Source organism: Comamonas sp. 4034 (assembly GCF_050434545.1).
In the GTDB taxonomy this organism is placed as follows: domain Bacteria; phylum Pseudomonadota; class Gammaproteobacteria; order Burkholderiales; family Burkholderiaceae_C; genus Comamonas; species Comamonas odontotermitis.
Genome location: NZ_JBNDIT010000020.1, coordinates 50939 through 76675 on the forward strand (window position 1 = coordinate 50939; position 25737 = coordinate 76675).

The following is a 25737-nucleotide window of genomic DNA, read 5'->3' on the forward strand; positions in this document are numbered from 1 at the left end:
ATGCTATCATTTTGAAAGTTCAAGCAGTTGCAGACGGCTGCGAAAGCTGTGCACCTGCCCGCTCACCGGATCGGTAAAGGCCAGCTCCTTGGCCAGCAGCTGCAGCGGGCTCGAAAAGTCACCTTCGGCCGGGTCGTTCACCTCGGGGTAGAACGCATCGTTGCGGATGGGAATGCCCAGTGCCGCCATGTGTACCCGCAACTGGTGCCGCTTGCCGCTGATGGGCTCCAGCGCATAGCGCGCCCAGGCGCCATTCGATTCGATGATGGCCATCCGGGTGTGGCTGTTGGGCGTGCCCGGCACTTCGTGCATCAGAAAAAAGCGCTGGCTCTCTTCCATGCGGCTGTGGTGTTCGCGCGGAAAAGCCAGATCGGCACGCACCGGAGCCACCGCCTCGTAGCTCTTGTGCATGGCCCGGTCGCGGAACAGCGCCTGGTAGGCGCCGCGCGTGGCTGCATCCTTGGACAGCAGCACCAGCCCTGCGGTGTCGCGGTCGATACGGTGCAGCGGCGACAGCCCGGCATTTCCGGTGGCCCGCTTCAGCCGCACCAAAAGCGAGTTCTGCACATACTTGCCAGTGGGCAGCACAGGCAGAAAGTGCGGCTTGTCCACCAGCAGAATGCGCTCGTCCTCGTACAGAATCGCCGCTTCAAAGGGAATCGGGGTCTCCTGCGCCCAGGCGCGCCAGTAGTACACCCGCTGACCCGGCACAAAACGCTGGTCGGCACGCAAGGGTTGGCCTTGGGCATCCACAACGTCGCCCGCCTGCATGCGCGCCTGCCACTCCTGCCGCGCCACCAGCGGCAGCCGCTCGGCAAGGTAATCCAGCAGCCAGCCGTCGCCCTGCGAAGGCAGCACCACGCAGCTGGGGCTCACGCCATCGCGCATCCAGGTGTGCGGAGGGCCAAGGGCTGCATCTTCTGGCGAAGGGGTTACAGATTCATTCATTGCACGCGTCATGACGCTGGCGATTGTAGGCCTGTGTTGTCATCCCTCGGAGCGCGCTGCACCGGTATGGCGCTGCTGCTGCAGGGGATTGGCGGCAAGGCACAATAGCGCCTTCTTCGCGCCAAGGCAGGACCAGACTCGAACCTCGGGCGAAGCAGGACAAGACACAACAACCATGAGCAGCAACACCTCCTCCCCCTCCAATGCAGCGCTCACGCCGGTTCAGGCTGGCGAGCGCGTGTTCAGCGGCATGCATCTGGCCTCACTGTGGTTCAGCCTGGGCGTTGGCCTTCTGGTCATGCAGGTGGGTGCCTACCTGATGCCCGCCCTGTCGCCCCAGCAGGCCATGCTGGCCATTGTGGGAGGCTCCATCGTCGGCGCGGGCCTGCTTGCCTGGGTGGGCAAGCTGGGGTGCGACACCGGGCTGTCGAGCGCAGGCCTCATCCACCATGTGTACGGCCGCCACTTTGCCAAGCTACCGGTGCTGCTCAACATCGTTCAACTGCTGGGCTGGGGCGCTTTCGAACTGGTGGTGATGCGCGACTCCACCGTCGCCATCGGCCGCCAGGCGGGCAGCATGCAGGCCGATTACTGGCCCTGGGCCGCCACCCTGCTGTGGGGCGGCCTGCTGATGGCGCTGATGCTGGGCTCGATGGTGCACCTGGTGCGCCGGCTCATCTCACGCATTGCGCTGCCGCTGGTGGTGCTGTCGCTGCTGTGGCTGACCTGGCAGTTCACCCATATGGCGAGCGCACAGGGCTTTTCTGCACTGTGGAGCCGCCCCGGCGCAGGCGGCATGGGCGTGATGCCCGCACTGGACCTGGTGGTGGCCATGCCCATCTCATGGCTGCCACTGGTGGCTGATTACTCGCGCTACGGCAAAAACGGCCGCTCGGCCATGGCCGGCACCTGGCTCGGTTTTGGCATTGCCAATGTATGGTGCTACGCCCTGGGCGTGCTCGTGGCCCTGGTGCTTCCCAGCAAGGACCTCGTCGCCGCCCTGCTGCTGGCCCAGGGCGGCCTGATCGCCCTGTCGCTGGTGCTGCTGGATGAGGTAGACAACGCCTATGGCGACGCCTACTCCGGCGCCGTATCGGCCCACAGCGTGCTGCCCGCCTGGAGCGTGCGCGCCTGGGGCTTGGTGGTGGCCGCTGCTTGCACCCTGCTCGCCCTGGTGCTGCCCATGCACAGCCTGGAGCCCTTCCTGCTGCTGCTCAGCTCGGTATTTGTGCCCCTCTTCGGCGTGATTCTGGGCCGCCTGTCGTTTGGCGGCTACCAGCGCACTGCCGTGCAGGCACCGATCCACTGGCTGCCGGTATGCATCTGGCTGTGCGGTATTGCCCTCTACCACGCACTGGCAGCCTGGGCGCCGGTCGCTGGTTCCGCGATTCCTACCCTGGTGGTAACGTTTGTGGTGGCGTTTGCTACGCGGGCGAAGGGGTGAGACAAGCTGGACTGATTGCTTGCAGCCGTCCCTGACCTGCCAGTAGACATCCGCCATACAGGACGCATGCAGTCTTTCAACCTGGCGAATCAAACCTGACGCAAGTGCCAGAGGTATAAGCGCGCTCGACGGTCTTCCCCTGCACTTTGCAGCGCGTCGGGCTTCAAAGGTGCCTGGTCATTCATGTCACATCCTTGACGGCTATTTCGTCATACTGGCATGCCTCGCTTGGGGGCAGGCACGAGACTGCATTCATGATCCAGAAAAACCTATTCTCACCCGACGAACGCGCTCGCCGTTATGACACCGAGCACGCACGCAGGCTGCGGGCCCTGGCCTATCGCATGCTCGGTTCGCGCGCCGAAGCGGAGGACATCGTGCAGGACACCTGGTTGCGCTGGGTCGAGGTGGATGAAAGCACCATCGACAATCCGGGAGCCTATCTGTCACGCCTCGCCACCCATCTGTGTCTTGACAAGCTGGGATCTGCCGCCGCACGGCGCGAGCAGTATGTGGGTATTTGGCTGCCCGAGCCTTTGCTGGAAGACGAGATTCTGTTTGGCTGGGCACCCAATCCTGAACGACAGGCTGAGTTCGCTCAGGACGTATCGGTGGCCTTCATGCTGGCATTGGAACGTCTGTCACCGCTGGAACGTGCTGCCTTCCTGTTGCACGACGTGTTCGATCTGGAGTACGACGAGATCGCTCGCCATCTGGGCCGCAATACCGACACCTGCCGCCAGTTGGCCAGCCGAGCACGCCGCAACGTCAAGGCTGACTATGCACGCCGCGAAGTCGCCGAGGAAGAGCGCCAACGCCTCTCTGAGGCCTTCGCAGAGGCCATACGCACCCAGGACATCAGTGCTTTGGCACAGGTACTGGCCGAGGATGCGGTGATGCTCGCCGATGGAGGCGGCAAGGTCAGCGCAATCACAAAGCCGCTGCGAGGCAATGTCGGCATTGCCAAAGCCCTGATTGGCTGGGCACGGCTGGACGACAACCGTGGCTGGCGCATTGTGCCAACCGTGGTCAATGGCCTGCCTGGCTGCCTGATCATCGACGATTGCAACCACGGCGAACTGGTGCAGACCATCGCCCTGGCCCCTGCCGCCGATGCCGGAGGTGGTATCGGCGCAATTTACATACAGCGCAACCCGGAAAAACTGGCAGGCATCATGCGGATGCTGGCGGCGAAGGAATAGAGAAATTCGGTGCGCATGTCACAAAGCACCCGGCTATGTCGTCTTGTTCATGTATTGCGCTTTCTACAAGCCCCATACGCAAACCTACCCTAAGGAAATGACCATGACTGCAAATTCGCCACGCCTCGACTACATGCAAATTTCGCCCGACCTGTTCAAGAAGTACGCTGCGTTCGGCATGGCCGGCAAACTGGACGAAAGCCTCGCCCTGCTCGTTGATATTCGTGCTTCACAACTGAACGGTTGCGCTTTCTGCCTGGACATGCACGTCAAGCAGGCCAAGCTCCATGGCGAACGTGAACTGCGCCTGCACCACCTCGTCATCTGGCGTGAGTCCCATCTGTTCACACCGAAGGAGCGCATGGCCTTGGCCTGGACCGAAGCGCTGACGAAGATTGAAGGCGAAGGTGTCTCGGACGAACTCTATGCCGCCGCCCGTGAGCACTTCAATGAAATCGAACTCTCCGAGCTCACCTTCCGTGTTGTTGCCATCAACGGCTGGAACCGCCTCAACGTTGCCTTCCGCAACCCGCCAGGCTCGAAAGATCGGATGTTCGGGCTGGACAAGGCCGGATTGAATTGAATCGACCCCAAAATCGGTGCATTGTGTGCACCAGGCTATCTTCTGCGCGTGCGGTTTCTACGCCAATGATCGCAATCGGCAGGGTAAACTGCCAAACCATGCGGCGCACCACCAAAAGCTGCTGATAGTCTTTCATTGAGGTCTGAGTTACGCCGGGCTGCACAACAGATAGCACCATGACCATCCCATCTCACGTTCTGACTATGTGGTCCGCCTTCTGTCTGGAGGAAGGCGGAATCAAAGACGGAAGATTCTACGAAGCATTCGGCTTCGGGGACTCACCGTCTATGGCTGATGAACTCGGAAAGCTGGTGCTGACTGGCATCAAGCGCGCAACTGCCGGATCAGTCTGGTCGTACGAGTCGAGCGGCAAAGGTATACCCAAGCCCGGTGACTTGAGCGTGGTAACCGACTCCAACGACACCCCCCTGTGCATTATCGAAACAGTTCAAGTTGATATTGTTCCGTTTCACGCCGTTTCGGAGGAGTTTGCAGCAACCGAGGGAGAAGGTGATGGCTCTCTCGACTACTGGCGCAAAGCGCATTTCGAATACTTCACAAGAGAATGCGAAAGATCAGGCCGCTCTTTCAGCCACGAAATGCTGCTCGCATGCGAGCGATTCCTTGTGGTCCATCCGCGAGCGGCACGCAGTACGGTCTAACCTCTCGCTCACATGAGCCCAGGCGGAAAAGTCAGTTGTCAGCGAGGTCCACGAACTGGCGCTACCGGCCAGAAGCAAACTCAGCATGTGGTCCATTACCTTTGTCGCTAAATGGGTGGAAATTGAACTCCCTGCGCGATACGCAGAAGCGTGCTTGTTAGCTCAGACTTGCATTGCTCAAACGTGCCATAAGTCTTCGTGCTTGCTAGAGAAATTAAGTCGTCGATTGCGTTGAATTGAGCATACGTTTCATCGCCCAGCTCTGCATCTCGCGCAATGTACAACGCACGTTTTGCGGCTGCCTCCAGAGCATCTTCTGAATTGAGGTCTGACTTTCCAAGCAATCCGAGAAGCCATCTACCTGCAAGTTGTTTGTCCCGCTCCCCTGGTACAGCCAAAAGCGCCTCCATTGTGGAGGCTGGACTGCTACTCCAAGCGACTTCAATGATTCCATCTGCAGGTGGCGCAGCGACGGCAATTTCTGAATCCGCCCAAGCGATAGCATTCTCTGGCTGGATTAGGCCAGTTTGAATGCCTAGCCTAAAGTACTCGGCAATCGTAGCGACGGATGGGATGTGGGCCATGATGTCTAACAGCACATAGTGACTGTGCTTTTTGCTCCAAGCGATGTACATGCACTTTAACCTGCACGTTATGACAGGGATCCGCGAGCTTCTGCTCAGGGTCGTTCAGTGACAGTCGCAAATCGGCCAAGAGCAGTCGGTCTCGCCAGATGAAAGCAGACGCTCAACGTCCCAGCTAAACGGGCGAAAACTCTGGCCACCAGGCCCAGGGCCGTGATAACGGTGCCGTTACGCACCCGATGCAATGAAAAATTGGGACTGGAGACCCAAAGATGCGACAACCATATGGTGTGGAATGCATTACTGCAGGCCAATATCAAAAGAGATTTACAAAGCTGAGAATCGCCGACCAGGCCAGCTCAAGCAAAGCCCATGCAGAAAATAATCCGTTCACTACAAGAAAAAGCGCGCCAACAGCTATCACTAAAACGATGAGTTGTACCGCCTTCATACGGGGAAGTCTCCCGAAAGAGCCAATTTTTTCACTGTGCATGTTTGGCTCCTACCGATATGCCGAATCGCGTACCTTTGACCAATTTTTTGGTGGGTTATGCACGATCCAGTCGCCTACCAGCAGTGAATCAATTCAGAGGGACACTCCCTAGCCCCATCAGGTTGCCATGACGGTCGCGCATCTGCAGTGCGTTATAGCTGCGGTTATTGGTTTCCTGATGAAAGTAAGCCTGCATGTCCATGCCATCATGCTGCCATGTGCATTGAACACGTTGAGGTTTAGATACATTGGGGCGAACACAGACCACGGTACCGTCGTCACTGAGCACTTTGTCCCCATCCACGGTGGTCAACTTCACCAGTCGGGCCTCTCGTTGGGTGCCTGTACTCGACTGGAATCTGAGCCACCACTGCCCGAGCAGCCCTTGCGCAGAGACTGCGCCGGACTCCAGTGCCATTCGCACCATGCGCTTTGGTCCTTCACCCGGGATGTGGGCAATGCCAACCAAACGTGCAGCATCAAATCCTTTTCGCACCTCATTTTCGGAAAATCGAATATGGAAATCCCCTGGGAATTCCAGCATATGAGCACTCGCCGGTGGGCCGCCAAACCAACGTCCTCCTGCATACCGGTGCAGCTGAAAACTCGGTTCAATGTATTGGTAAGTGCCGCTTCCCATATGAAAGGTCGGCTCCCCACCGGGTAGGTAGTTAAACACCTGTGCAAGCACCATGCCGTTTTGCACATCTATGGCAAAGCCACGCCCAGGCTTGCCTAACAACTCGTCTTCAATTACCCAGGTGCCGCTGCTTGGCGTCGACACCTGTACGCAGTTATTAATATCTGCTACATATACGTCACGCTCCAATCCGCAGCCGGTAATGGTCAAACCACCGCCACCACTTACAGCAATGCCATGCATCGATAAGCGATGAAGTACTCCGTCTTTCAACAAATCGACCGTGCCATAAACATCGGTATTTGCAACGTTCAGTTGAACCTCTCGGACTTCACCTGTAGATTCATTACTCTTGCAGGAATACGCGTCACGCCCTGTCAACTTCTCACAGGACAGGCGCTGCCGATTAGCATTGGCTTCCGTATGTAAACTCATCACTATGTCTTCACCGGCTACGTCAGAATTTCCAATAGAGAGCTCGGAAAAAAAATGATGTTGTGTTTCGGTATCAAAGGTCCCAATCAAAAAGACACGCCACATTCCCTTCTCGGTGTAACGCATTTCAAACTCAGCGCTCTTCATCTGAAAGCGCTCAATGGCTACTTTTGCTTCCCCAGGAAATTGCACCGTCCCCTGCAACCCATTGTCAAAGCTGACCGTAACGCTCCCCGGCGAGCCATCTTCCACCGCATCCTGCGCCCCCCCGCCAAAGCTGCGCCCACCTTGGTATCGTTTCAGTGGTACGGTGATGTTGTTGCCTTTCATCTGGCCAGTAGCTGTGTAAAAAGTGGCGTCGCCATTTTTCTCGTAGCCAAACACCTGCATAAAGAAGGTGTTGCCCTGCACATCAATCGCCAACCCTCGGCCGGGTTTTCCGTCTAACTCGTCGCTGATAACCCAGGTGCCCGCTTGCGGTGTAAAGTCTCGAGCGGCCCAACTCGCTGTGCCTGTAAAGGCTACCGCAGATGCGAAGATAATTGAGCGCAAGGCATGAATGCTGAAATTGCTCGGCACGGACTGTCTCCCAGTGTTTATGTAGACAGTATAGAAGACCAAACTTCTAAATCGCGGGGCTGACGCGAACGCGCTGTACGAATACCTGCGGCCGCGCTTGCTTCCACTTGCGTTCTTGAACACGACAACAACCAGTATCGGCGGCAGCGGTCACAGGCTTGCCAAAGTTCAGGGGCTGCAATCTGCCTGGAGGAGTCGATCAAACGGGCCGACAATCCGCAGCTTCCGATTGGATACACTCCCTTGCACCAAACGCTAAGCAATAGACATCCACAAACAACCTGCGTCCCGCAATCAAAAAGCCGCCTGAGGTGATTCCCTCAGGCGGCTTCGGGTTTCATGCAAAGGTGTCTCTCAGCCTTCGCCGTCCCCTGCCCCGCGCGCATCTCCACCAGCCTGCCACCCTCCCGCCAGCGTCTTGTAGACGGCAATGCTGTTGCGCAGGGCCTCCACCTGGCTTTGTGAGCTGGCGTCCTGGGCGGCGAGTTGCTCGCGTTGGGCGTCGAGCACTTCGTACAGGCCGATGGTGCCTCCCTGGTACATGCGCTGTGCGAGTTTGGATGCTCTGTCGCGCTGCTGCGTGGCGGTAGTCAGCACCAGCAACTCTTCGCGGCTGCGGTTGGCGCGCACCAGGGCGTTTTCGGTTTCCTCCAGGGCCTGCAGCACGCTCTGCTGGTATTGCGCCAGGGATTCGGCGGCGCCCGCTTCGCTGGCCGCAATGCGTGCGCGCACGCGGCCCACGTCCAGAAACGACCAGTCCACGCCCAGGAAGACGCTGCTGGTGGCGGTGCTGCCCTTGAAGAGGTCGTTGCCGCCGAGCGCAAAGCTGCCCAGGAGCCCGCCGATGGACAGGCGCGGAAACAGGTCGGCCGTGGCCACGCCCACACGCGCCGTGGCGGCGTGCAGGCGCGCTTCGGCAGCCGCAATGTCGGGGCGGCGGCGCAGCAGTTCGCCAGGCGTGTCTGCGCGCGGCACTGCGGGCAGGCGGGGCAGTTCCTGGGCGCTGTCGAGCATGGCGATCAGATCGCCAGGCGGCAGGCCTGCCAGCACGGCCAGGCGGTGCTGCAGCACGGCGGCTTGCGCCTGCAGGTTGGGAAGGCGCGCCTCGGTGCCCAGCAGCAGAGCGCGGGCGCGGCTGACGTCCAGGTCTGTCGCCATGCCTGCTTGCAGGCGCCGCTCTACCAGTTGCAGGGTGTCGCGCTGGTTGCGGGCATTGGCCTGGGCGATCTGCAGCCGCAACTGGGTGCCGCGCAACTGTGCGTAGCTGTCGGCCACCTGCGCGGCAATCACCACCTGCAGCGCGGCCAGATCGGCCTCTGTGGCCAGTCTTTGCGCGTGTTGCGCTTCCACGGCGCGGCGCACGCGGCCAAACAGGTCTACCTCCCACTGCGCGGCAATGCCTGCGTTGTAGCTGCGGGTGGAGCGCGGCTGGCCGGGGCTCAACTGATCCTGGCTCTGCTTTTGCTGGGTGGCGCCCGCATTCATGGTGACGGTGGGAAAGCGGTCCATCTGCGCCTCGTTCAGCACTGCATCGGCTGCCTGCAGGCGTGCCAGGGCTGCGCCGAGGTCGTGGTTGCCGCCCAGTGCCTGGCGCACCAGGGCTGTGAGGGTGTCGTCGCCAAATTCGCGCCAGAAGGCAGCGTCGCGCACGTCGACCGATGGCAGCGGGGCCGCGTCTGCCCCCGCCCTCGCCTCCTGCCGGGCAAACTGTGCGGGCGTTTGCACGGTGGGTGCTGCGCTTTTGAAATCCGGCCCCACGGCGCAGCCGGACAGCGCCATGCTGCATGCCAGGGTCATGCTGCTCAACAGAAGGGGTTTAGCCATGGACATGCTCCGAAGGGGGAATTGCAGAAGAAGGGGTTTGCGGATGCTGCCGCAGTTGCGTGCCGCTGAGTTTGCGCAGCGTTACGTAGAACACGGGTGTGAGGAACAGGCCGAAGATGGTGACGCCCAGCATGCCCGAGAACACGGTGATGCCGGTGGCGGCGCGCACCTCGGCGCCTGCGCCATGGCCGATGAGCAGCGGCACGGCCCCGGCGACGAAGGCAATCGAGGTCATCACGATGGGGCGCAGGCGCAGGCGGCAGGCCTCGCGCGCGGCATCCCAGATGCTGGCGCCCTGCATTTCCAGCTCGCGGGCAAATTCGACGATCAGGATCGCGTTCTTGCAGGCCAGGCCCATCAGCACCACCAGCCCCACCTGCACGAAGACGTTGTTGTCTCCGCCCGAGAGCCACACGCCAAAGAGCGCCGCGCAGATACACACGGGCACGATCAGGATGACGGCGAGCGGCATGGTCCAGCTCTCATACAGCGCCGCCAGCACCAGGAACACGAGCATCACGGCCAGCGCAAAGACGATGGCTGCCGCATGGCTTTGCTCCACCTGCTGGTAGCTCATCTCCGTCCAGGCCAGCTCGATGCCCGGTGGCAGCACCCGGTCGGCAATTTCGCGCAGCTTGGCCAGCGTTTCGGCAGACGAGAGCACATGCGGGTCGGCATCGCCAATCAGGTCGGCTGCCGGAAAGCCGTTGTAGCGCAGAACCGGGTCGGGCCCGTAGCTGGGCTCCACGCTCACCATGGATGCAAGCGGCACCATGTCGCCGCGGCTGTTGCGGGTCTGCAGTCTGCCAATGTCTTCTGCGGTCTGGCGGTAATCTGCATCGGCCTGCAGCATGACGCGGTACACGCGGCCAAAGGCGTTGAAGTCGTTGACATACACCGAGCCCAGGTAGGCCTGCAGCGTCTGGAACAGGTCGTTCAGCGCTACGCCCTGGGCCTTTGCCTTGGTGCGGTCCACCTTGACTTCCAGCTGCGGAATGTTTGACTGGTAGGCGCTCACCGGGTAATGCATGCCCGGCGTCTTGGCGATTTCGGCCTGGAAGGCGCCCAGCGCCTGCTGCAGCGCAGCATAGCCAAGGCCCGCCCGGTCTTCCAGAAACAGCGAGTAGCCCGAGCCATTGCCCAGCCCCTGGATGGGCGGCGGCATGAGCGCGTAGCCAAAGCCGCCATCCATGCCCGAGAGCTTGCCGTTCAGCTCTGCGCTGATATCAGCGGCGCTGCGCTGGCGCTCGCCAAAGGGTTTGAGGATGACGTAGGCGCTCGTCAGGTTGGGGGTGTTGGTGCCCTGCAAGGCGTTGAGGCCAGCGAACGCCGGCACGGAGTGCACGCCCTCCACCGACAGCGCATGTTTGGTGAGCTCGCGCGTCACCTCGTCGGTGCGGCTGAGCGATGCGCCTTCGGGCAGCTTGGCACCGGCAAAGAGGTAGAGCTTGTCCTGCATAGGGATGAAGCCGCCGGGCACGGTGTTAAACAGCCAGGCCGTACCGCCCAGCAGCGCCACGTACACCACAAATACCACCCCGCGCATCTTGAACGAGCGCCCCACAACCTTCTCATAGCCGCTTGCGCTGCGGTTGAACATGCGGTTGAACCGTTGGAAGAACCAGCCCAGGCCCGCATCCATGCCGCGTGCCAGCCAATCCTTGCGCGCGCCGTGGCCTTGCAGCAGCTTGGCGGCCAGCGCTGGCGAGAGCGTGAGGGAGTTGATCGCCGAGATGACGGTGGAGATCGCAATCGTCACCGCAAACTGTTTGTAGAACTGGCCCGTGATGCCGTCGAGGAACGCCATGGGCACGAACACCGCACACAGCACCAGTGCAATGGCGATGATGGGGCCGGACACTTCTTTCATCGCCAGGTGCGCAGCCTCTCGCGGGCTGTGGCCTTTTTCGATGAAGCGCTCCACGTTCTCCACCACCACGATGGCGTCGTCCACCACGATGCCGATGGCCAGCACCAGCCCGAACAGGGTCAGGGTGTTGATCGAGTACCCCAGCAGGTAGAGCCAGGCGAAGGTGCCGACGATGGACACCGGCACGGCCAGCAGCGGAATGATGGAGGCGCGCCAGGTCTGCAAAAAGACGATGACAACCAGCACCACCAGAATCACCGCCTCGATCAGGGTGCGTTGCACCGCCTGGATGGAGTCGCGCACGAACACCGTCGGGTCCCACAGGTACTCGAACGAAGCGCCCTGCGGCAGGGTGGCCGAGAGGCGGTCGAGCGTCTTGTATACCTCGTCAGCCACACCCAGCGCATTGGCGCCAGGCGTCAGAAAGATGCCGATGGCCGCCATATTCTGGTTGTCCAGCGCGGCGCGCAGGGTGTAGTCGCTGGCGCCCAGCTCAATGCGGGCCACATCGGCAAGGCGCACGATCTGGCCGTCGGCGCCGGTTTTCAGAACGATGTCGCCAAACTCCTGTTCGGTCTTGAGGCGCCCTTGCACATTGATCGACAGCAGTTTCTCCGTGCCCTTGGTGCTGGGCTCGGCGCCCAGCTGGCCTGCGGAGACCTGCACGTTCTGCTCGCGTATGGCGGCGATCACCTGGTTGGCCGTCAACTGCCGGGCCGCCACCTTGTCCGGGTCGAGCCAGATGCGCATGGCGTAGTCGCCCGAGCCATACACGCCCACATCGCCAATGCCGGGCAGGCGCGCAAGCTCGTCCTTGACCTTCAAGGTAACGTAGTTGCGCAGGTAGAGCGTGTCGAGCTTGCCATCGTTCGATGCAAGGCCCACGTACATCAGCGGCGTGGCCGATTGCTTTTGCGTGGTGATGCCGTATTGCCGCACTTCCTCGGGCAGGCGGCTTTGCGCCTGGCTCACGCGGTTCTGCACGCGTACGGCGGCAGCATCAGGATCGGTGCCGGGGCGGAAGGTGGAGACAACCTGCAGGCTGCCGTCCGACGCGGCCACCGATTTCATGTACATCAGCCCTTCGACGCCATTGATGGCCTCCTCCAGCGGCACGGCCACCGATTCGGCAATCTCCTTGGGGTTGGCGCCCGGGTAGGTGGCGCGCACCACCACGCTCGGGGGCACCACTTCAGGGTATTCGCCCGATGGCAGTTGCGGAATGGCGATCAGACCGACTGCGAACATGATCACCGACAGCACGATGGCAAAGATCGGCCTGTCAATAAAGAATTTTGAAAAATCCATAGCACCCTCCGCTTATTGGCCGGGCGCTGTGGCCAGTTTTTCTTCTGACAGAGCCGCCTGGGGCTTGCCCGCCTCGGCCTGTGGCTTGGGGGCCAGCGGCATGCCTGGGTAGTAGATGCGCTGCATGCCTGCCACCACCAGCTGGTCGCCCGGCTGCAGGCCCGCTTCCACAATCCGCCGGCCCTCGAACATGCGGCCGAGCTTCAGCTCGCGCCGCTCGGCGCGGCCGCCCTCGCCCACCACGTAGGCGTATTTGCGGTCCTGATCGGTCAGCACCGCCTTGTCGTCGATCAATACCGCCTGAAAATCGCTGCGCCCCTGCATCTGCACGCGGGCAAACATGCCGGGCGTGAACAGGCCCTGATCGTTGGCAAGCGTGGCGCGCACGGTGAGCGTGCCCGTCTGCGGATCAAGCCGGTTGTCGGTAAAACCCACCTGGCCGGTGTGCGGAAAGCCGTCTTCGTTGGCAAGGCCAATGCGCACCTGCGCGGCTCCTGCGCCCCCGCTTCCGCCCGTACCCTTGCCCTCAGCCTTGCTCGTTACCGCCTGCTGCCTGCTGCGCAGCAGGCTTTGCTCGTCGGCATCAAAGTACACATACACGGGGTTTTGCGACACCACGGTGGAGAGCACGCTCTGGTTGGCCTGGGCCAGGTTGCCTGCCGTGAGCACGGCGCGCCCCGCCACACCGCTGATGGGCGAGCGCACCTCGGTAAAACCCAGATCCAGCTGCGCAGCAGCCACGGCGGCCTCGGCCGCCATCACTTCTGCCGATGTCTGCGCCAGGGTGCCTGCGCGGTTGTCGGCTTCTTCGGCAGAGATGGCGCGGTCTGCCAGCAGGTCGCGGGCCCGCCGGTCCTGCGTTCTGGCCAAGGCCTGCGCCGCCTTGGCGCGCTGCAGCTGGGCCTGGGCGCTTGCCAGTGTTGCCTTGTAGGGCCTTGCGTCGATGGTGAACAGCACCTGCCCCTTGCGCACGGCCTGCCCTTCGCTGAAGTTCACGCTGTCGATGTAGCCGCCCACGCGGGGGCGGATTTCCACGCTCTCCTTGGCGGCAATGCGGCCATTGAAGCTATCCCATTGCTGCACCGGATGCAACTGCACCTGCGCCGTACTGACCTGCGCTGGCGGCGGCTCGCCTGCGGCAGCAGATTCACTCCCTCCGCTGGCTTGCTTGCAGGCGGTTAAACCGACTAGCGCCATGCTGGCCGCAGTTGCCAGGCCGGTGCGCACAAACCAGTGCGCGCTGATTGCTGATGTCATTGTTCAATTCCATGAGTGGACGGCAAACCCGAACCGCAGGCGCGACCGGGAGCCCCATCCGTTGGCCTGCCAGACCGGAGTGCTGGCAGACATGAAGGCAAAGCACGAGCGTGGCCGCAATGACCACACAGAGACAAACCCTGCTTTTGCCCGTTGCTGCGCCGCATTTTTCAAGTTAAAGTAAGCTTTAAGTCAATTAAAAAATGGATTACCACCATGAATCCTGGGGATGATGAGCTGCTGCCCATCGGCATGATTGCGCAGCGCAGCGGGGTCAACGCCTCCGCATTGCGGTACTACGAGTCGCTGGGCCTGATCGAATCCGTGCGCAGTGGCGCGGGCCACCGCCGCTACCGGCGCTCCAGCCTGCGGCGGGTGGCCTACATCGTGTTTGCCCAGCGCCTGGGTTTTCAGCTCGAAGAAATTGCCGCGCAGCTCGATGGGCTGCCCAAGCACCATGCGCCCACGGGCGATGAGTGGAGCAGCATCTCGAAAACCTGGATCAACCGCGTCGATGAGCGCATCCAGGAGCTGATGCACCTGCGCAGAAGCCTGGAAGACTGCATTGGCTGCGGTTGCCTGTCGATGAAGGTGTGCAACGTCTTCAACCGCGCCGACTGCATTGCAGAAAAAGGCGCCGGCCCCCGGGTCTGGCTGGGCGACCGGCTGGTGCCCGCGCAGGACGAAAGCTGCCACGGATGCGCTGCAGGGCCCTCACCGCATGGGCTGGACACGGGTCGGGATACACCGCAAGGCGCCTGTTGAAGGCAATCGCTGTAATCGCGGTCGCCATTGACGAAGAAAACAACGCAGCAGCTCGCGCCAGACGGTGTTCAGACCGCGATCAGACCATGGCCGGGGGTGTTGCTCGCGCCCGCAGCGCGGCGCTCCTTAGAACGTGTTTACGATCTCTACGCAGCCGCGTTGGAGTGCAATCGGGATGAGTTCGAAGCGATGGGCCGCAGCTTGCACCGGGGTGCAAGCAAGGGCGAGCGCGAAGAAATCGCCCGATTTCACTCCAACCCGTAGGGACAGTGGGTTTGGGGACGCCCAGTTAGGGGCGCTCGGTCAGGGGCGCCCCGCAAAGCCACTGTCGCGGCGCGAGGAGATCGTAAACACGTTCTTACAGCTTGCGGGCCAGCCACACGCCGCAGGCGGCCAGAGCCAGCAGCATCCAGGCCACCATCGACCAGCCACCGGCCTGGGCCAGCACGCCGGCCGCCAGCGGCCCGAGCAACTGCCCCACATAGCTGCCCTGCAGCATGAAACCAATGGTGGGCGGCACCAGCGCCGCGCTGGGCGCGGCCTTGGGCGCGCCTGCAGTCAGGGCGCCCGGGATGGAGCCCATGCACCCGGTCATCAGCATGGCAACGGCCACCGACGCCTGCATGGGCAGTGGAACCCAGAACAGCAGCGAAATGCACACCGCACCGATGGTAAAACCTGCCCCCACCACCCAGCGCGGCGGCACGCCACGCCGCATCAGGGCACCTGCACTGATATTGCCCAGCACATTGACGGCCACGATGGCGGCGCTCACATAGCCCGCCTGCCGGGCCGACAGGCCCAGCAGATCGCGCAGCAGCAGGGGAAGAAAGCCGGAAAACGCGAAATAGATCATCGCGTACGTTGCAAAACAGAGGGCGATGAGCTGCGCCCCTCGCGCCTGCGCCACGCTGCGGATGGCGCTCCATGCGCCGCTGCCCACAGCGGTTGACGCCAGCGCCGGCATGCCAGGCAGGCATAGCCACAGCACCACGCCACTGGCCACGGCCAGCCAGCCATTGAGCTGCCACAGCAGCTGCCAGGACACGGGGTAACCCAGCGACGCCGCCACGGTAGCGCCCAGCATCATGAGGGCAATGCCGCTGGGCACCGCCGTGCTTGACAACGCCATGGCCAGGTCGCGCTCGCGGGGCGCGGCCTGGCGCCCTACCACGCTCGACGCGCAGATCAGCAGCACGACCACCGCAATGCCTTCCACCACGCGCGACGCGATCAATAACCCGATCCCCGTGGCAAAGCTGCCGGCAAAGTTGGTCAATGCCAGCACCGCCACCCCGGCGCACAGCACCTTGCGCGCATCGAAGCGCGAAACCATCAGGCCCAGCGGCATGGCCAGCACGGCGCCCACAATGGCGAGCGACGAGATGACCAGGCCGGTTTCCCGCAGGCTCAGGTGCAGCGGCGCGCCTTGCAGGAGTGGCAGCGCAATGATGACCTTGCCAATCTGGAAGGCGGCATTGAGTGCCGCAAAGATCGCCAGTGCAATGGTGCGCCAGGAGGTGTGATGGGGTTGTGCTTGCATATCCGCCAGATCAAGAAGAACAGGAAATGGCCTGCAGTCTAAAAATTGAAGCGCACTTGAAGTCAATGCCAATTCTGGCTATCGCATCCCAAGCCTCCAGCTATCCGCAATCACGGCGGCGCCTCGTGGAGGCAGAAGCCTTCAGCCGCGCGACTCTTCGTCGAAGATCGACGCTTCAAAACCGGTGTTCACAAAGCCTTCGGTCGACTCCAGCAACGCGGCGATCATCTGCGCGCTGGCTTTGGCGGCCCCCCGGTGGTGGTGCGCAAAATGCAAGGCGGCCTGCTGCATCCTGCTGCGCAGCGCAGGCTGGGTGGCAATCAGCACGGCCTGTGCAATGCCCTGTGCCATGCCGTCAACGCGCAGCGCAGCACCGGCCTCTGCACTGCTGGCAGCGGCCTGCGTAAAGTTGAAGGTGTGCGGCCCCATCACCACCGGGCAGCCGCAGGCGGCTGCCTCGATCAGGTTCTGGCCGCCCAGGGGCGCAAAGCTGCCGCCCAGCAGGGCTGCATCGGCAAGGCCATAGTACAGCTGCATCTCGCCCATGCTGTCGCCCAGCCACACATCGGCAGCCTCCGGGCCACCCTGCCACTGGCTGCGGCGCGATACACTCAGGCCCGCGCCGGTGAGCAGCTTTTCCACTTCGTCAAAGCGCTGCGGATGCCGGGGCACGATCAGCCACTGCACAGAGCACAGGCTTTGAGAAGGCGTCTCAGAGGCATGAGGCGCTTCGCTATCGATAGCATCTGGCGCTTGCTGGGCGGGCGCAAGCGCCTTGCTTTGCAACACCACGTCCAGCCACAGCTGTTCCTCACCTTCTCGGCTGCTGGCCAGCAGGACCACCGGCTTTTGGGCGCCTTGCCGCCAGGTCTGGCCCTGGCCCAGCTGCTCGGCATCGGGCTGCACGTCGAATTTCAGATTGCCCAGCACGGCCTGCACCGGCGCACCCACCTCGCGCAGGCGCGCCGCATCAGCGTAGCTTTGGGCAATGACGGCAGACAGTCCCTGGTAGGCGGGGCGCGAGAGCCATGCAAGCCGTTTGGCACCGCGCCACGATTTTTCATTGAGCCGCGCATTGGCAAGCACCAGCGGCACATGGGCCTTCTGGCATTCGGCCACGAGCCCCGGCCACATCTCGGTCTCCATCAGAATGCCGATGGCGGGCCGAAAGCGGCGCAGAAACGACCGCACGGAAGCCTTGTCGTCCCACGGCTGCCAGACCTGGATGTCTCCAGGCAAGAGCAGTTTTCTGCCCTCTTCCCGGCCAGTGGCCGTGCCGTTGGTGAGCAGCAGGCGCAGCGAAGGGATCTGCAGGCGCAACTCGCGCAGCAGAATGGCGGCGGCTCGCGTCTCCCCCAGCGAGACGGCGTGAATCCACACCAGCGGCATATCGGGCAGCGCCTGGTAGGCGGGTATATCGCCGTAATCACCAAAGCGCTGCTCCACCGCTTCGGCGTAGCCGGGCTCGGCCACCGCGCGGCGGGCCAGCTTGCGCCGCACCAGCGGCCGCGCCATGCGCGCCGCACAGCGGTAGAGAATCAGGCTCAGTCCCATGGCGCTTTCCCGGCGGCGTTGGCGTTCGTGGCGGGGGTGTCAGTGCGCAGCGCTGCCAACCACGGCATCCGGCTTGACCTTCAACAGCAGGGCTTTCATGTCCTGCTCGATGCGGTGCAGCGCGGCCTGGTTGTGGCCCTCGAAGCGCAGCACCAGCACGGGGGTGGTGTTGCTTGCGCGGATGAGGCCAAAACCATCGGGCCAGTCGACGCGCAGGCCGTCAATGGTGTTGATGACGGCGGGCGCTGCAAAGGCGGCAGGCGCCATTTCCTGCAACTGGGCGGTGAGCTTGTGCGGCTCGCCCTCTTCGCAGGCAACGTTCAGCTCGGGCGTGCTGTAGTTGGTGGGCAGGGCATTGAGCACGGCGCTGGGGTTTTGCGCGCGGCTCAGAATCTCCAGCAGGCGGCAGCCGGCGTAGGTGCCGTCGTCAAAGCCGTACCAGCGTTCCTTGAAGAAGATGTGCCCGCTCATCTCGCCACCCAGCGGTGCATTGGTTTCGCGCATGCGTGCCTTGATGAGCGAGTGGCCGGTCTTGAACATCACCGGCTTGCCACCTGCCGCCTCGATGGCGGGCGCCAGGCGCTGCGAGCACTTCACGTCGTAGATGATTTCGCCGCCAGGCACCCGCGAGAGCACATCCTGCGCAAACAGCATCATCTGGCGGTCGGGGAAGATGTTCTGGCCGTCCTTGGTGACGATGCCCAGGCGGTCGCCGTCGCCGTCAAAGGCCAGGCCCAACTCGGCGTCGGAGTTCTGCAGCGCCTCGATCAGGTCCTTGAGGTTCTCGGGCTTGCTGGGATCCGGGTGGTGGTTGGGGAAATTGCCATCCACCTCGGAAAACAGCTCGGTCACTTCGCAGCCCAGGGCGCGGAAGATGGCTGGTGCCGTAGCACCGGCAATGCCGTTGCCGCTATCGACCACGATCTTCATCGGGCGGGCCAGCTTCACATCGGACACGATGCGCTCCTGGTAGGCCTGCGTCACATCGGCCTCGCGCACCTTGCCGCCGCCTTGCATGCGCCAGGCTTCCTTTTCCATGATCTGGCGCAGCTTCTGAATCTCGTCGCCGTAGATGGCGCGGCCGCCCATCACCATCTTGAAACCGTTGTAATCCTTCGGGTTGTGGCTGCCGGTGATCTGGATGCCGCTGTGGCACAGGGTGCTGGCTGCAAAGTACAGCATCGGCGTCGTGACGCGGCCAACGTCGATCACTTCGACGCCCGCCTCCACAAGACCCTGGATCAGCGCGCGGCCGAGCTCATCGCCCGAGAGTCGGCCATCGCGGCCCACGGCCACCACCATCTCGCCTGCGGCCAGGGCCTGCTGGCCAAAGGCGCGGCCGAGTTTCAGCGCAACGCTTTCGTTCAGCGTGCTGGGCACAATGCCGCGAATGTCATAGGCTTTGAAGATCGATGGAGAAATCGGCACAGTACGAAACCCTTTGGTTGGCCCGGCGCACACAAAAACGGCTTCGCTCGGAAGCCGCGATACCGGGAGCAGGCTATTGTAGGCACTGTGTGAGCCGCTTCCGGCCAGAAGGCACATGGCCCCTGCCTGCCAACAAAAGGAGTAGAGGGCAAAATGGACTGCAACCGCCCAGCGGGCTGGCGCTATAAGCTATAAAATAAATAGCAATCAACACAACGCATCAATTCGGCGCAAGAATGTCACCAATCACGGCCCCCGCGCCCGCTAGCATGGAGCATCTGTTACCAGCACCCGTTATCAGCACCTGTCCACGGCCTTTTCCTGCCGTGACAACCGCTTTGCGCTGACCCGCCACCACCATGCCCAGCACCACCACGCCCCAAGCCCCGGCACAGACCGTCTCTCCGCCAGCCGCCCTGCCCTCAGCCGCATCCATCCCCGTGATGCGCTGGTTGCCGGAATTTGTCGTGCTCGCCGTTTTGTGGGGAGCATCCTTTCTGTTCATGCGCCTGGGCGCATCGCAGTTCGGCTCCGTGCCCACGGCAGGCCTGCGCGTGGCGCTGGCCGCGCTGTTTCTGCTGCCGGTGATGCTGGTGCGCGGCGAATGGCCTGCGCTGCGCGCGCACTGGCGCCCGGTGCTGTTCTCGGGCCTCATCAACTCGGCCATTCCGTTTGCCCTGTTTTCGTATGCCGTGGTGCACATGCCCACCGGCATGGCTTCGGTGCTCAATGCCGCGGCACCGCTGTTTGGCGCGCTGGTAGCCTGGCTGTGGCTGGGCGACCGCATCACGCCGCTGCGCGCCATTGGCCTTCTGATGGGTTTTGCTGGTGTGGCGCTGCTCGCTCTGCATGACCGGCCGGCAAGCACCGGCGGCGGCTGGGCCGCCTATACCGCCATAGGCGCCTGCCTGTGTGCATCGCTCAGCTACGGCATTGCGGCCAGTTTTGCCAAGCGCTACCTGGTGGGCGTACCGCCCTTGGCCACAGCCACCGGCAGCATGATTGGCGCGGCGCTTGGCCTGCTGCTGCCCACCATTGCGCTGTGGCCCGCGCAGATGCCGCCACTTTCGTCATGGCTGGCAGTGGCAGCGCTGGCCCTGCTGTGCACCAGCATCGCCTACATTCTGTATTTCCGCATCATCCAGACGGCCGGGCCCAGCCGCGCCATTGCGGTGACCTTTCTGGCGCCGGTGTTTGCCCTGCTCTACGGCAACTGGTTCCTGGCCGAGCCGATCACGGCCTGGATGGTGGGCTGCGGCGCGATCATCATCGGAGGCACCATGCTCTCGACAGGGCTGATCGGGGCCAAGAAGGCCTGAGCGCCGCCCAGCAAGGACTTCTTTCAATGCCTTAGCGATGGCCTGATTTGCAGTCAGCGCACAGCCCCTGCAGGCGCAGCTCGCTCTGTGAAGGCGCCAGGCCCTGGCCCTGCAGGGTCTGCAGATACTGCGCCATGGCGTGGGCAATCTGGGCATCGGCACTCTCGTCGAGCGCCTGCACCTGGTGGCAATCGGTGCATTCGTAGCGCACGTGCAGTGCCTCGGCATGGGTGGGCACCGAATAGCGGGTCAGGCGTTCGCTGTCCACGCTCTTGACCAGCCTTCCGGCGGCTGCCAGCCTGTCGAGCAAGCGGTAGGTGGTGACCCGGTTTACGTCCACGCCCATTTTCTGCAGGCGCGCCTGTACATCGGCGGCAGACCACTGCATGTCCGGCTGCGCGGCCACCAGGGCCAGCAAGGCTTTGGTGGCACGCGTTGCGCGCATGCCGGCGGGCAGCGCGTCTACGCGCAAGGCAGCAGTCGTGGTGGATGGGATACGTGCGGACATGGGGCGAGTGAACCAATGCTGATGCAATTGTGTTGCATTATGCCTGTCCAAATGCATGTCCAGGCATTGCCACCTATTTCAGCCAGTTGGCAAAGCGGGTTTCCAACTTGTCCACCTTGGGGCTGACCACGTACTGGCAGTACGGCTGACGCGGATTGTTCTCGAAGTATTCCTGGTGGTAGATCTCAGCTGGCCAGAACTGAGTGAGCAGCGCCACCTCCGTGACCACCGGCGCACCGAACTGGCCACTGTCTGCCAATTGCTGCACAAACGCACGCACCGCTGCCAGCTGCTCGGCACTGGTGGTGTAGATGCCGCTGCGGTACTGCGTGCCTACATCATTGCCCTGGCGATTGGGGGTGGTCGGGTCGTGCGTGGCAAAGAATATCTGCAATACCTGCGCAAGTGGCAGCACGCCCGGGTCAAACGCCAGCTCAATGCATTCGGCGTGGCCGGTGGTGCCGCTGCAGACCGCTTCATAGCTGGGCTGGGCCACATGGCCGTTGGCATAGCCGCTGGTCACACTCTGGACGCCGCGCACCCGTGAGAACACGGCTTCGGTGCACCAGAAGCACCCTCCCGCCAGATAGATTTTTTCGGTAGTGGAACGTTCATCGATGGCCATGCGTGCTCCAGGAGACATATGCAACAAGTGACGGTATGGCTGACTGTTGTACCAGAGAAAATGTGGCCCATTTCGTCAGCGCATGGCTTTATTTGCGGGCGGCCTCCAGGCCATTCAAGAGCCGCTCGGGCTTGACGGCAAGGAACTGCGCCACTACATTAATAACCAACGGGTCAGTAATTTTTTCTGGCCTTTTGCTTGCACGCCACCTCCACTCCTGGCACTGATTTCCTTCTGTTCGCATGGGCACTCTCACCTCCGACCTTCCACCGGGCACCAGCTCTGCACCTGCTCGAAGAAGCAGGCGCAAGCAGGCGCGCCCGGGTGAGTTGCTGGACGCCGCGCTGGATCTGTTTGTCAGCAAGGGGTACGCCGCCACCAAGGTGGAAGAAGTGGCGCGGCTTGCGGGGGTATCCAAGGGCACCCTGTTCCTGTACTTTCCCAGCAAGCAGGATCTATTCAAGGCTGTCGTTCGCCATGTGCTGGCCGACCGCTTTGCCGAATGGAGCCTGGAGCTGGACAACTACCAGGACGACACCGCCAGCCTGATCCACTATTGCTACGAGGTCTGGTGGACCCGCATCGGCGCCACCAAGGCCTGCGGCCTGCCGCACCTGGTAATGGCCGAGGCCAACAATTTCCCCGAGATCGCTGCGTTCTACCGGCAGGAAGTGGTCGTGCCGGGCAACCGCCTGGTTGAGCGCATTTTGCAGCGCGGCATCGACCGGGGCGAGTTGCGCGCCATGGATGTGGGGTACGGCGCCACCCTGGTACTGGCCCCGCTGATCTTCTGCGCCATTGCCCAGAGCTCGGGCGGGCTGTGCCTGCCCAACCCGCAGTTTGACGTACCGGCGTTCTTGCGGCTGCAGGCTGACACCCTGGTACGCGGCCTCGCTCCCGACGCCAGAGGTGCCCTGCCATGAAGACCTCGCCTTGCCCCACCCTGCTGCACTTCAACGCTGCCAAGCCAATGATTTTGCGCAATGGTTGGTGCAAAAGCGGTGCCAACCCGCGCAAGCTGCGTAAGCAGCCTAAAATCAGGGGTTTGTCATCGTTTTATCTCACCCCACAAGTCAACTGGAGTCTGGAATGAGTTTGCCCTTGAACATGGTCACGAATGGAAGTGATAAGTACCAGCTCGCACGCTACAACATGGTGGAGCAGCAGGTGCGCCCCTGGAGCCTGGGTGACGAGCAGGTGCTCGAACTCATCGGCACCCTGCGCCGCGAAGAGTTCGTACCCGATGGCCTGCAGGACATGGCTTTCATGGACATCCAGTTGCCGCTGCTCGGCGACGACGGCGAAGAGGCCATCGCCAACGGCCACTGCATGATGCCTCCGCGCGTCGAAGCCCGCGTGCTGCAGGACCTGAAGCTGCAGCCCAATGACAACGTGCTCGAGATCGGTACCGGATCGGGGTACATGGCTGCGCTGATGTCGCGCCTGGCCAAGCAGGTCACCACCATCGAGATCGAGCCTGCTCTGGTCGAGCTGGCCCGCGCCAACCTGCACCGCACGCAGATCAGGAATGTGGACGTGGTTCTCGATGACGGCTCCAACGTCAAGGCCATCGGCGGCACCTACGACGTGATCGTGCTGAGCGGCTCGGTGCACGAAGTGCCGGCAGCCTTCTTCGACAAGCTCAACGAAGGCGGTCGCCTGATCGCCTTTGTCGGCAACGAGCCGATGATGCGCACCACGCTGTACACCCGCACCAAGGGCAAGATCGACGTGAGCCAGCCTTGGGATATCGTCGTGGCACGCCTCAAGGGTTTCCCGGAAGCGCCACGCTTCAAGTTCTGAACCCGCCCTCCCATTGCCATGCAGCGGCCCTTGGCGCAGCTGCATGGCGGAAAGAAAGCTATGGAGCAAATCCGCCCTGCACAACTGCAAGAATGGCTGGCCCGCCACGCCGGGGCACAACCCCTGGTGCTGGATGTGCGCGAGCCCTGGGAAGTGCAGACCGCCTCGGTCAGCCCCGATGGCTTCGAGCTGCTGAACATCCCCATGCAGCAGATTCCGGCGACCCTCTCGCAGCTGGATGAAGACCGCCCGATTGCCTGCTTGTGCCACCATGGCATGCGCAGCCTGCAGGTGGCGCATTTCCTCACGCAGAACGGCTTTACCGAGGTGTCCAACATCACCGGCGGCATCGACCTGTGGAGCGCAGAGCGCGACCCCCGCGTTCCTCGCTACTAAGACCCGCAAGACCCGTCAACTCAGAGCCGCCTGCGCTGGATGAACAAGCGCTTGCGCCCCATCTCCTGACCTACCATGCGCCCAGCACCTGCCCTGCCCCGTCTCTTGTGGCTCCACACCTGCATTGCAGGCGCATTGCTCGCTTGGGGCGGCACTGCCGCCCACAGCCAGAGCCTGTCGCAGATGGCCGAACAGGCCAGCGGCTACGACGCAGCATGGCTGGCCGCACGCGCCAATGTGGACGCCGCCATCAGCCGCGCAGAGCAGGCCCGTGCGGGGCTGCTGCCACAGGTCGCCCTGCAGGCGCAGTCGCAATACAGCCGCACCGAAGTCAGCAAGCCGGAGCTGACGATCACCGGCCCCAACCACCAGTTGGGCCTGGTTGCCAGCCAGCCGCTGTACCGGCCCGCCAACCGCATTGCACTGGAGCAGGGAAAGCTCGGCGCCAACATCGCCAGGCTTCAGCTCGACGCCGCAGCCCAGGACTTGCTGGTGCGGGTGGCCCAGGCCTATTTTGATGTACTGGCCGCCGAAGACACCATGCGCTTCGTGCAGGCACAGAAAGCGGCGGTGCAGGAGCAGCTGGCCGCCGCCAGGCGCAATTTTGATGTGGGCACCGCCACCATCACCGATTCGCGCGAGGCCGAAGCCCGCTTCGACCTCGTCCGCGCCCAGGAAATTGCCGCCGACAACGATCTGACCGTCAAGCGGCTCGCGCTCGACAATGTGGTCGGCATGCCCGGCAACCAGCCCTGGCCACTGCAGCAGCCCGCCAGGCTGCCTGCGCTCATGCCCGACAGCGTGCTGCCCTGGGTCGACCAGGCGCAGGCCGATCAGCTACAGATCCGCATTGCGCAACTGGCTGTCGACAATGCCCGGCTCGACACGAAAAAGGCCGAAACCGGCCACCTCCCCACCGTCGACCTGCAGGCCAGTGTAGGCCGGCAGTTCTACCCCAAGGGCAGCATCACCATGCCCACCAATGGCTACAACGCCAACCAGGGCGCGGTGGGCGTCGTCCTGAATGTGCCGCTCTTCTCCGGCTTTGCCGTGCAAAACCGGGTCAAGGAAACCGTGGCGCTGGAGACCAAGGCAGAGGCAGAGCTGGACAACGCGCGCCGCACGGTGACGCAAAGCGTGCGCAACGCCTTTTTCGGCGTGCAGTCGAGTGCCAGCCAGGTCAAGGCCCTGGAAGCCGCAGAGGCCAGCAGCCAGCTCGCGCTGGACGCCAACCGCACGGGCTACGAAGTTGGCGTGCGCATCAACATCGACGTGCTCAATGCCCAGAGCCAGCTGTTCCAGACCAAGCGCGATCTGGCACAGGCGCGCTACAACACCCTGCTGGGCCAATTCAAGCTCAAGCAGGCGAGCGGCAATCTGACGCTGGACGATGTTCGTGCCATCGATCTGCTGCTGGCCAAGCCGCAAGCCACTAACAAGCCCTGAGCCTGCAGCGGGGATCACAAGGGCCGAAACCCCGGCCCTGGCGTGCAGCCATCGCGCGAACGCAGCACGAATAAGAGCCGCAAACACAACCCAGAAAATCGTAGATTTGCGATTGAGACAAGGCGCGGAGCCTCGTCAGGCCGGGCCTCGTCAGCCCGGGCGGCGCTAAGCCGGGCCACACTAGGCGAAGCCGCAGGCAATACAGATGTACGACAAGGCTTGGCGCCCCGGCTAGGCGCCCCCCTACGAAGCAACTGTATTGACCCAGTGAATCTCTGCTCAGGTTTTAGCGGCGCTTATCGTGAAAGGAAATACAGATGAGCATCCTGATGGAGGACGACGAATGGGGTCGTGGATCGGCTGCGATGACTCTCGATCAACGCACCAAATCAAATTCTGGATAAATCCAACCATTACCATTTTCGACGGCCTTGTTGCATAAATCGGTTTGGGACTGAGTCTCCCCAAACCCCAGACGTAGTTATGCCACGGCCACCGTTTGGGGCGTGCCCAGCTCGGTG

At 62.6% G+C, this 25737-nt stretch carries 24 protein-coding genes; 11 read left to right on the plus strand and 13 right to left on the minus strand.

Annotated elements, in window-relative coordinates; translation table 11 throughout:
- Positions 1-6 precede the first annotated feature (6 nt).
- Positions 7-948 carry a pseudouridine synthase gene (locus ABIE32_RS18315; protein WP_429018190.1) on the minus strand — a complete coding sequence of 314 codons (942 nt, stop codon included), beginning with the start codon at positions 946-948 and terminating at the stop codon, positions 7-9.
- A 175-nt stretch (positions 949-1123) separates the two neighbouring features.
- Here ABIE32_RS18315 and ABIE32_RS18320 point away from each other — a divergent pair, with 175 nt between their 5' ends.
- The 3 genes from ABIE32_RS18320 (at position 1124) to ABIE32_RS18330 (ending at position 4177) form a co-directional block, all read left to right on the plus strand.
- Complete coding sequence (locus tag ABIE32_RS18320) at positions 1124-2392, plus strand: purine-cytosine permease family protein (RefSeq protein ID WP_429018191.1); 1269 nt, start codon at positions 1124-1126, stop codon at positions 2390-2392.
- A 254-nt stretch (positions 2393-2646) separates the two neighbouring features.
- Entirely contained in the window at positions 2647-3594 is a 948-nt protein-coding gene (sigJ, locus tag ABIE32_RS18325; RefSeq protein ID WP_429018193.1) for an RNA polymerase sigma factor SigJ, read from the plus strand.
- Positions 3595-3691: 97 nt separating this feature from the next.
- Positions 3692-4177, plus strand: coding sequence for a carboxymuconolactone decarboxylase family protein (locus tag ABIE32_RS18330; protein ID WP_429018194.1), 486 nt, complete (start codon positions 3692-3694; stop codon positions 4175-4177).
- Here ABIE32_RS18330 and ABIE32_RS18335 read toward each other — a convergent pair.
- Positions 4104-4361, minus strand: a complete 258-nt coding sequence (locus ABIE32_RS18335) for a pantoate--beta-alanine ligase (RefSeq protein WP_429018195.1) — start codon at positions 4359-4361, stop codon at positions 4104-4106. The two genes, ABIE32_RS18330 and ABIE32_RS18335, sit on opposite strands and share 74 nt — an antisense overlap.
- On the opposite strand from ABIE32_RS18335, the gene ABIE32_RS18340 reads away from it, so the two are divergent.
- Positions 4354-4839 (plus strand): ASCH domain-containing protein, encoded by a 486-nt coding sequence (locus tag ABIE32_RS18340; protein ID WP_429018197.1) that lies wholly within the window; start codon positions 4354-4356, stop codon positions 4837-4839. The two genes, ABIE32_RS18335 and ABIE32_RS18340, sit on opposite strands and share 8 nt — an antisense overlap.
- Positions 4840-4946: 107 nt before the next feature.
- On the opposite strand, the gene ABIE32_RS18345 is transcribed toward ABIE32_RS18340, so the two are convergent.
- From ABIE32_RS18345 to ABIE32_RS18370, 6 genes are all read right to left on the minus strand, one after another.
- On the minus strand, positions 4947-5474 hold the full coding sequence (locus ABIE32_RS18345; RefSeq protein WP_429018198.1) for a hypothetical protein: 528 nt from the start codon (positions 5472-5474) through the stop codon (positions 4947-4949).
- A 265-nt stretch (positions 5475-5739) separates the two neighbouring features.
- Positions 5740-5916: a hypothetical protein gene (locus ABIE32_RS18350; RefSeq protein WP_429018199.1), complete on the minus strand. Its 177-nt coding sequence runs from the start codon at positions 5914-5916 to the stop codon at positions 5740-5742.
- Between the two features lie 88 nt (positions 5917-6004).
- Positions 6005-7570 (minus strand): hypothetical protein, encoded by a 1566-nt coding sequence (locus tag ABIE32_RS18355; RefSeq protein ID WP_429018200.1) that lies wholly within the window; start codon positions 7568-7570, stop codon positions 6005-6007.
- Positions 7571-7924: 354 nt separating this feature from the next.
- On the minus strand, positions 7925-9394 hold the full coding sequence (locus ABIE32_RS18360) for an efflux transporter outer membrane subunit (RefSeq protein WP_429018201.1): 1470 nt from the start codon (positions 9392-9394) through the stop codon (positions 7925-7927).
- Positions 9387-12572: an efflux RND transporter permease subunit gene (locus tag ABIE32_RS18365; RefSeq protein WP_429018202.1), complete on the minus strand. Its 3186-nt coding sequence runs from the start codon at positions 12570-12572 to the stop codon at positions 9387-9389. Before ABIE32_RS18365 ends, ABIE32_RS18360 begins: the two co-directional genes overlap by 8 nt.
- Positions 12573-12584: 12 nt before the next feature.
- Positions 12585-13829, minus strand: a complete 1245-nt coding sequence (locus ABIE32_RS18370) for an efflux RND transporter periplasmic adaptor subunit (protein ID WP_429018203.1) — start codon at positions 13827-13829, stop codon at positions 12585-12587.
- A 216-nt stretch (positions 13830-14045) separates the two neighbouring features.
- On the opposite strand from ABIE32_RS18370, the gene soxR reads away from it, so the two are divergent.
- On the plus strand, positions 14046-14594 hold the full coding sequence (gene soxR / locus ABIE32_RS18375; protein WP_429018204.1) for a redox-sensitive transcriptional activator SoxR: 549 nt from the start codon (positions 14046-14048) through the stop codon (positions 14592-14594).
- A gap of 358 nt (positions 14595-14952) precedes the next feature.
- On the opposite strand, the gene ABIE32_RS18380 is transcribed toward soxR, so the two are convergent.
- The 3 genes from ABIE32_RS18380 to ABIE32_RS18390 all read right to left on the minus strand — a co-directional run bounded on the left by ABIE32_RS18380 (position 14953) and on the right by ABIE32_RS18390 (position 19119).
- Positions 14953-16137: a CynX/NimT family MFS transporter gene (locus tag ABIE32_RS18380; protein WP_429018205.1), complete on the minus strand. Its 1185-nt coding sequence runs from the start codon at positions 16135-16137 to the stop codon at positions 14953-14955.
- A 141-nt stretch (positions 16138-16278) separates the two neighbouring features.
- The gene (locus tag ABIE32_RS18385; RefSeq protein ID WP_429018206.1) at positions 16279-17691 is read right to left on the minus strand and encodes a 3-deoxy-D-manno-octulosonic acid transferase; all 1413 of its coding nucleotides are present in this window, start codon (positions 17689-17691) and stop codon (positions 16279-16281) included.
- Between the two features lie 39 nt (positions 17692-17730).
- A complete protein-coding gene (locus ABIE32_RS18390) occupies positions 17731-19119 on the minus strand; it encodes a phosphomannomutase/phosphoglucomutase (protein WP_429018208.1) in 1389 nt (462 codons plus the stop codon).
- A gap of 359 nt (positions 19120-19478) precedes the next feature.
- Here ABIE32_RS18390 and ABIE32_RS18395 point away from each other — a divergent pair, with 359 nt between their 5' ends.
- On the plus strand, positions 19479-20438 hold the full coding sequence (locus tag ABIE32_RS18395) for a DMT family transporter (protein ID WP_429018210.1): 960 nt from the start codon (positions 19479-19481) through the stop codon (positions 20436-20438).
- A gap of 31 nt (positions 20439-20469) precedes the next feature.
- Here the strand turns inward: ABIE32_RS18395 and ABIE32_RS18400 are convergent, their stop codons facing one another.
- Positions 20470-20946, minus strand: coding sequence for a Fur family transcriptional regulator (locus ABIE32_RS18400; protein WP_429018212.1), 477 nt, complete (start codon positions 20944-20946; stop codon positions 20470-20472).
- Positions 20947-21019: 73 nt separating this feature from the next.
- Positions 21020-21571 (minus strand): peptide-methionine (S)-S-oxide reductase MsrA, encoded by a 552-nt coding sequence (msrA, locus tag ABIE32_RS18405; protein WP_429018214.1) that lies wholly within the window; start codon positions 21569-21571, stop codon positions 21020-21022.
- 242 nt (positions 21572-21813) lie between these two features.
- On the opposite strand from msrA, the gene ABIE32_RS18410 reads away from it, so the two are divergent.
- The 5 genes from ABIE32_RS18410 to ABIE32_RS18430 all read left to right on the plus strand — a co-directional run bounded on the left by ABIE32_RS18410 (position 21814) and on the right by ABIE32_RS18430 (position 25216).
- On the plus strand, positions 21814-22494 hold the full coding sequence (locus tag ABIE32_RS18410; protein WP_429018215.1) for a TetR/AcrR family transcriptional regulator: 681 nt from the start codon (positions 21814-21816) through the stop codon (positions 22492-22494).
- The gene (locus ABIE32_RS18415; protein ID WP_224152433.1) at positions 22491-22664 is read left to right on the plus strand and encodes a hypothetical protein; all 174 of its coding nucleotides are present in this window, start codon (positions 22491-22493) and stop codon (positions 22662-22664) included. The genes ABIE32_RS18410 and ABIE32_RS18415 overlap by 4 nt, the downstream gene beginning before the upstream one ends.
- Complete coding sequence (locus ABIE32_RS18420; protein WP_429018217.1) at positions 22661-23374, plus strand: protein-L-isoaspartate O-methyltransferase family protein; 714 nt, start codon at positions 22661-22663, stop codon at positions 23372-23374. Before ABIE32_RS18415 ends, ABIE32_RS18420 begins: the two co-directional genes overlap by 4 nt.
- A gap of 60 nt (positions 23375-23434) precedes the next feature.
- Positions 23435-23770 (plus strand): rhodanese-like domain-containing protein, encoded by a 336-nt coding sequence (locus ABIE32_RS18425; protein WP_429018219.1) that lies wholly within the window; start codon positions 23435-23437, stop codon positions 23768-23770.
- 75 nt (positions 23771-23845) lie between these two features.
- A complete protein-coding gene (locus ABIE32_RS18430; protein WP_429018221.1) occupies positions 23846-25216 on the plus strand; it encodes a TolC family outer membrane protein in 1371 nt (456 codons plus the stop codon).
- Positions 25217-25737: the final 521 nt, after the last annotated feature.

What these genes read in the sequence shown, in the direction of transcription:
- ABIE32_RS18315 (WP_429018190.1), bottom strand. Translation starts at nt 948, where the DNA reads ATGAATGAATCTGTAACCCCTTCGCCAGAAGATGCAGCCCTTGGCCCT.
- ABIE32_RS18320 (WP_429018191.1), top strand. Translation starts at nt 1,124, where the DNA reads ATGAGCAGCAACACCTCCTCCCCCTCCAATGCAGCGCTCACGCCGGTT.
- sigJ (WP_429018193.1), top strand. Translation starts at nt 2,647, where the DNA reads ATGATCCAGAAAAACCTATTCTCACCCGACGAACGCGCTCGCCGTTAT.
- ABIE32_RS18330 (WP_429018194.1), top strand. Translation starts at nt 3,692, where the DNA reads ATGACCATGACTGCAAATTCGCCACGCCTCGACTACATGCAAATTTCG.
- ABIE32_RS18340 (WP_429018197.1), top strand. Translation starts at nt 4,354, where the DNA reads ATGACCATCCCATCTCACGTTCTGACTATGTGGTCCGCCTTCTGTCTG.
- ABIE32_RS18335 (WP_429018195.1), bottom strand. Translation starts at nt 4,361, where the DNA reads ATGGTCATGGTGCTATCTGTTGTGCAGCCCGGCGTAACTCAGACCTCA.
- ABIE32_RS18345 (WP_429018198.1), bottom strand. Translation starts at nt 5,474, where the DNA reads ATGTACATCGCTTGGAGCAAAAAGCACAGTCACTATGTGCTGTTAGAC.
- ABIE32_RS18350 (WP_429018199.1), bottom strand. Translation starts at nt 5,916, where the DNA reads ATGCACAGTGAAAAAATTGGCTCTTTCGGGAGACTTCCCCGTATGAAG.
- ABIE32_RS18360 (WP_429018201.1), bottom strand. Translation starts at nt 9,394, where the DNA reads ATGGCTAAACCCCTTCTGTTGAGCAGCATGACCCTGGCATGCAGCATG.
- ABIE32_RS18365 (WP_429018202.1), bottom strand. Translation starts at nt 12,572, where the DNA reads ATGGATTTTTCAAAATTCTTTATTGACAGGCCGATCTTTGCCATCGTG.
- ABIE32_RS18370 (WP_429018203.1), bottom strand. Translation starts at nt 13,829, where the DNA reads ATGACATCAGCAATCAGCGCGCACTGGTTTGTGCGCACCGGCCTGGCA.
- soxR (WP_429018204.1), top strand. Translation starts at nt 14,046, where the DNA reads ATGAATCCTGGGGATGATGAGCTGCTGCCCATCGGCATGATTGCGCAG.
- ABIE32_RS18380 (WP_429018205.1), bottom strand. Translation starts at nt 16,137, where the DNA reads ATGCAAGCACAACCCCATCACACCTCCTGGCGCACCATTGCACTGGCG.
- ABIE32_RS18385 (WP_429018206.1), bottom strand. Translation starts at nt 17,691, where the DNA reads ATGGGACTGAGCCTGATTCTCTACCGCTGTGCGGCGCGCATGGCGCGG.
- ABIE32_RS18395 (WP_429018210.1), top strand. Translation starts at nt 19,479, where the DNA reads ATGCCCAGCACCACCACGCCCCAAGCCCCGGCACAGACCGTCTCTCCG.
- ABIE32_RS18400 (WP_429018212.1), bottom strand. Translation starts at nt 20,946, where the DNA reads ATGTCCGCACGTATCCCATCCACCACGACTGCTGCCTTGCGCGTAGAC.
- msrA (WP_429018214.1), bottom strand. Translation starts at nt 21,571, where the DNA reads ATGGCCATCGATGAACGTTCCACTACCGAAAAAATCTATCTGGCGGGA.
- ABIE32_RS18410 (WP_429018215.1), top strand. Translation starts at nt 21,814, where the DNA reads ATGGGCACTCTCACCTCCGACCTTCCACCGGGCACCAGCTCTGCACCT.
- ABIE32_RS18415 (WP_224152433.1), top strand. Translation starts at nt 22,491, where the DNA reads ATGAAGACCTCGCCTTGCCCCACCCTGCTGCACTTCAACGCTGCCAAG.
- ABIE32_RS18420 (WP_429018217.1), top strand. Translation starts at nt 22,661, where the DNA reads ATGAGTTTGCCCTTGAACATGGTCACGAATGGAAGTGATAAGTACCAG.
- ABIE32_RS18425 (WP_429018219.1), top strand. Translation starts at nt 23,435, where the DNA reads ATGGAGCAAATCCGCCCTGCACAACTGCAAGAATGGCTGGCCCGCCAC.
- ABIE32_RS18430 (WP_429018221.1), top strand. Translation starts at nt 23,846, where the DNA reads ATGCGCCCAGCACCTGCCCTGCCCCGTCTCTTGTGGCTCCACACCTGC.